Annotated in this window: 4 protein-coding genes and 1 pseudogene; all 5 read left to right on the plus strand. The window is 46.7% G+C overall.

Features of this window, described 5'->3' with window-relative positions:
• Nucleotides 1-57: 57 nt before the first annotated feature.
• Nucleotides 58-348: a citrate lyase acyl carrier protein gene (gene citD, locus AC29Z1_RS14220; protein WP_488272115.1), complete on the plus strand. Its 291-nt coding sequence runs from the start codon at nt 58-60 to the stop codon at nt 346-348.
• Nucleotides 349-1,221 carry an HpcH/HpaI aldolase/citrate lyase family protein gene (locus AC29Z1_RS14225; protein WP_488272116.1) on the plus strand — a complete coding sequence of 291 codons (873 nt, stop codon included), beginning with the start codon at nt 349-351 and terminating at the stop codon, nt 1,219-1,221.
• An 8-nt stretch (nt 1,222-1,229) separates the two neighbouring features.
• Nucleotides 1,230-2,768 carry a citrate lyase subunit alpha gene (gene citF / locus AC29Z1_RS14230; RefSeq protein ID WP_488272118.1) on the plus strand — a complete coding sequence of 513 codons (1,539 nt, stop codon included), beginning with the start codon at nt 1,230-1,232 and terminating at the stop codon, nt 2,766-2,768.
• Between the two features lie 114 nt (nt 2,769-2,882).
• Nucleotides 2,883-3,929: a [citrate (pro-3S)-lyase] ligase gene (gene citC / locus AC29Z1_RS14235; protein ID WP_488272117.1), complete on the plus strand. Its 1,047-nt coding sequence runs from the start codon at nt 2,883-2,885 to the stop codon at nt 3,927-3,929.
• 119 nt (nt 3,930-4,048) lie between these two features.
• Nucleotides 4,049-4,377: pseudogene (locus AC29Z1_RS14240) on the plus strand (NAD-dependent malic enzyme); the annotation flags it as partial.

Raw genomic sequence — 4,377 nt, forward strand, 5'->3', positions numbered from 1 at the left:
TGATGGCTTTACACTCTTAAACACCATCAAAGGCTAGAGTTTTTTTAGGAGGTTACTATGAATGTACTCAAACCGGCGCAAGCTGGTACTTTAGAATCGAATGATATTATGATAACAATTGCGCCAGGCAGCAAAGGCAGCGGTGTGGTGATTGAGCTTCAGAGCATTGTTTTGGCTCAATATGGAGAGGCAATTAAGCAGACCATTGCCGCTGTACTTGCTAAGCAAAATGTTACCGATGTATATATTAAAGCAGTTGACAGAGGAGCGCTTGATTGTACCATTCAAGCGCGTACTCTTGCGGCTCTGAGCCGGGCTGGCATTACTCTCCGAAAGGAGATGATATAAATGGATCTGCGCCGGACTATGCTTTTTATGCCAGGAAATAATCCTGGTATGTTGCAAAATGGTGGCGTATTTGGAGCAGACGCTCTCATCCTTGACCTGGAGGATGCCGTAGCTCCTACCGAAAAAGATGCCGCTCGTCTACTGGTAGCGCAAGCGTTACGAACAGTAGATTACGCTGGCAGTGAAAAAGCTGTGCGCATTAACCCTCTGGAAACTTTTGCGAGGGAAGACATCGAAGCAATAGTACCTTGCCGTCCTGATGCGCTGGTAGTTCCCAAAGTTGAGAAACCGGAAGATATCGCCGAAGTGGTTCGTTTGGTAGAAGCTGCCGAACAACCTGGACAAACACCGGTTAAGTTAATTGCTTTGCTGGAGACTCCTGCAGGTATTGCAGAAGCTTACCATATCGCTAAAGCTCATCCACGGGTAGTTGCATTAGCTTTTGGTGCCGAAGACTATACGGCTTCCCTTGGTGCCAAACGGACCAAAGAAGGGACCGAAATTTTCAGCGCCAGAACCCATGTGGTCAATAGTGCTGCGGCTGCTGGTATTCAGTCCATCGATACCCCGTTTACTGATGTAAATGACCGGGAGGGTCTAATTGCCGATACCGAACTGGCTAAACAGCTTGGTTTCAAAGGTAAATTAGCCATTAATCCCCGTCAAATTGACGATATCCACAAAGTATTTAATCCTACTGACATAGAAATTGATTGGGCGCAACGGGTAATCAAAGCCATCCGTAAAGCCGAAGCTGAAGGCTCAGGCGTTGCTTCCCTTGATGGTAAAATGGTGGATGCGCCTATCGTTGCCAGAGCGGAACGTATACTGTATTTAGCCCGTTTGCTGGGCCTGGCAAAGGAGGGCTTATAATGAATCAACTGAAAAATGCCATTGGCCGCGAGCTGCCTGAATATATTGAAGGCTACGGCAAAGTACGGCCTTTTGCCGGTGCTTTTGCTACCATGCCGGATATGGCGCGGCAAGCACCCAAAGTAAAACGGATTCTGCCTGGTGAACAAAAGCTGGTAGCTGATTTGGAAACTGTATTTAAACAGATTCCTATCACAGATGGTATGACCTTGTCTTTCCACCATCACCTCAGAAATGGTGACGGTGTTGTAAATATGGTATTGGCAGTAGCTGCCAAACTAGGAATTAAGAATCTGACAATAGCATTAAGCTCTGTTTTTCCAGTACATGCCCCGATTGTTGAGCATGTTAAAAGCGGCGTGGTTACAGGACTGGATACCAACTATATGTCAGGCCCTGTAGCACAGGCCGTATCACGTGGTGAATTCCCGCGCCCGGTAATTTTAAGAACTCATGGTGGCCGGGCTAGAGCCATTGAATGTGGCCAACTCAAAATCGATGTGGCCTTTATCGCTGCGCCTGCAGCTGATGAGTACGGCAACTTGAATGGGGTAGAAGGCCCTGCCGCCTGCGGTTCATTGGGTTATGCTATACCTGATGCTCAATATGCCGAACATGTAGTAGCCATAACCGACAATCTGATGCCATATCCGCTGTCCCCAATCTCTATTCCGCAAACCAGAGTAGATTATGTGGTCAAAGTGGATTCTATTGGTGACCCCAAAGGGATAGTATCTGGTACAACCAAAATCACCCGCGATCCAGTGGGACTTAAAATTGCTGAAACTACGGCGAAAGTCATTAAAGCCGCGGGACTCATTAAAGACGGCTTCTCCTTCCAGACCGGAGCTGGCGGAGCATCACTGGCTGCCGCATACTATGTCCGTCAAATGATGGAAGAAGCCAATGTAACCGGAAGTTTTGCTTTAGGTGGAATTACCGGCTATATGGTAGAAATGTTAGAGCGCGGCTTATTTAGAAAGCTCATTGATGTGCAAGGATTTGACCTTGAGGCTGTACGCTCGATAGCAACTAACCCCAATCACTTGGAAGTAAGTGCTGACTTCTATGCCAGCCCGTTCAACCAAGGGGCTGCTGTAAATAAATTAGATGCAGTAGTATTGGGTGCAACTGAAATTGACACTGACTTTAACATTAATGTTGTAACCGGTTCTGATGGTGTGATCATGGGCGGTTCTGGCGGACATAGCGATGCTGCTGCCGGAGCAAAAGTGACCATTATTGTTGCTAATTTGCTGCGCGGTCGTTTGCCAATCATCAGGGACAAGGTATTAACTGCTACCACACCAGGTGAAACTGTCGATGTATTGGTTACCGAACGTGGTGTTGCGGTGAATCCTCGTCGTACTGATCTGTATGAACAGTTTAAAGCAACCGGTTTACCGCTCAAGAGTGTGGAAGAATTAAAAGAACTGGCTGAAAAAATGGCTGGTAAACCAGAAAGTATTTCAACTAATGACAAAATTGTTGCAGTAGTTGAGTATCGTGATGGTACGGTAATTGATGTTGTAAAACAAGTAAGATAGACAATACCTGAGATTGCTCCGTCTGCCCTCCTGGCAAGTGATGTAATGTCATTGCGAGCGCTGCGTAGCAATCTCGGTTTTTAATGAGGAATACTGGTGTTTGGAGGTATTGGCATGTGGGTGAATTATGATATGAGAGAGATTAACCTTGGCAATACCCGGGAAGTAGAGGCTGTGCGCAAGTTTTTAGCAGGCTTTGACTTAACTTTTGACGGGGATGTCGAGTATACGGTAGCTTTTTTTCAAAATGAAGAAATGGTTGCTACCGGATCGATGGCCGGTGAAGTACTGAGAAATATCGCTGTTTCACCCCGTCTGCAAGGCGAAGGATTAACTGCGAATGTAGTTAGTCAGCTTATGCAGCAGGCCAGACAGCGTGGAATCTATCATTATTTTATTTATACCAAACCCACTGCCGCCCCCATGTTCACCGGCTTAGGATTTAAAGAAATTGCCCGGGCTGAGCCGCACGCGGTTTTACTAGAATCAGGTTTAGGTTCGATTGAAGAATATTGCCGAGAAATAGCAAGAAAAGCCGGAACACTGCCTGAAGGGCCAAGAGCAGCGCTGGTTGTTAACTGCAACCCATTTACCTTGGGGCACAAAGCCGTAATTTCCAAGGCAGCTACAGACAATAAGGCCGTGGTTGTGCTGGTTGTCAGTGAAGACCGGTCAATGTTTCCGTTTGATGTTCGCTTGCGTCTGGTGCAGGAAGGCTTGGCTGAATTTGATAATATTTTGGTATTGCCTGCAGGTAAATATATTATTTCTGCAGCCACATTTCCCGCTTACTTTACCCGGGGAGAAGCTACTTCTCAGGCCCAGACCCGCTTGGATGCCACTGTCTTTGCCCGCTATATTGCTCCGGCATTAGGTATTACGAAGCGATATGTCGGTGAGGAGCCATATTGCGCCACAACGAGCAGTTATAACCAGGCACTAGCTGAAATCCTTCCGCAATATGGGGTTGAACTTCATGTGATGCCGCGGATTATGAACGGTAATCAGCCGATTAGTGCTTCGCGAGTGAGAGAATTGGTGCGTCAGGAAAATTGGGCTGCTGTTAAAGACCTGGTTCCGGAAACAACTTATCAATATTTACTGTCACCGGAGGCTAAGCCCATTATTGAACGGATTAAAGCCAGCCATTCGCGCCATTAGCAGAATAACTATGTAGTGCGGTATCGCATATAATTCCATCAATTGGCTTACCCTATTAACTACTGTCACCTAAGTGAAATGGGAGTTAAGCTTTAAAACTTTATTGAGGAGGCTATATGATGGATATACGCGAAACAGCATTAAAACTGCATCGGGACAATCAAGGAAAATGGGCGGTAACTGCAAAAGTGCCGTTGTCTTCCCGGTATGATCTTAGTCTGGCCTATACACCGGGGGTTGCTGAACCCTGCAAAGCCATTGAAGACAACAAAGACCTTTCTTTTGAACTAACTTGTCGGGGAAATATGATTGCCGTTGTTTCTGATGGCACTAGGGTGTTGGGGCTTGGTGATATAGGCCCAGAAGCGGCTTTGCCAGTTATGGAAGGCAAGGCCGTGCTGTTTAAAGGGTTTGGCGATGTGGATGCGGTGCCCATTTGTCTTGATAC

Source organism: Sporomusa sp. (genome assembly GCF_057736855.1).

Excerpts from the sequence above, each read along its gene's own strand:
- citD (WP_488272115.1), top strand. The coding sequence starts at position 58 with ATGAATGTACTCAAACCGGCGCAAGCTGGTACTTTAGAATCGAATGAT.
- AC29Z1_RS14225 (WP_488272116.1), top strand. The coding sequence starts at position 349 with ATGGATCTGCGCCGGACTATGCTTTTTATGCCAGGAAATAATCCTGGT.
- citC (WP_488272117.1), top strand. The coding sequence starts at position 2,883 with ATGTGGGTGAATTATGATATGAGAGAGATTAACCTTGGCAATACCCGG.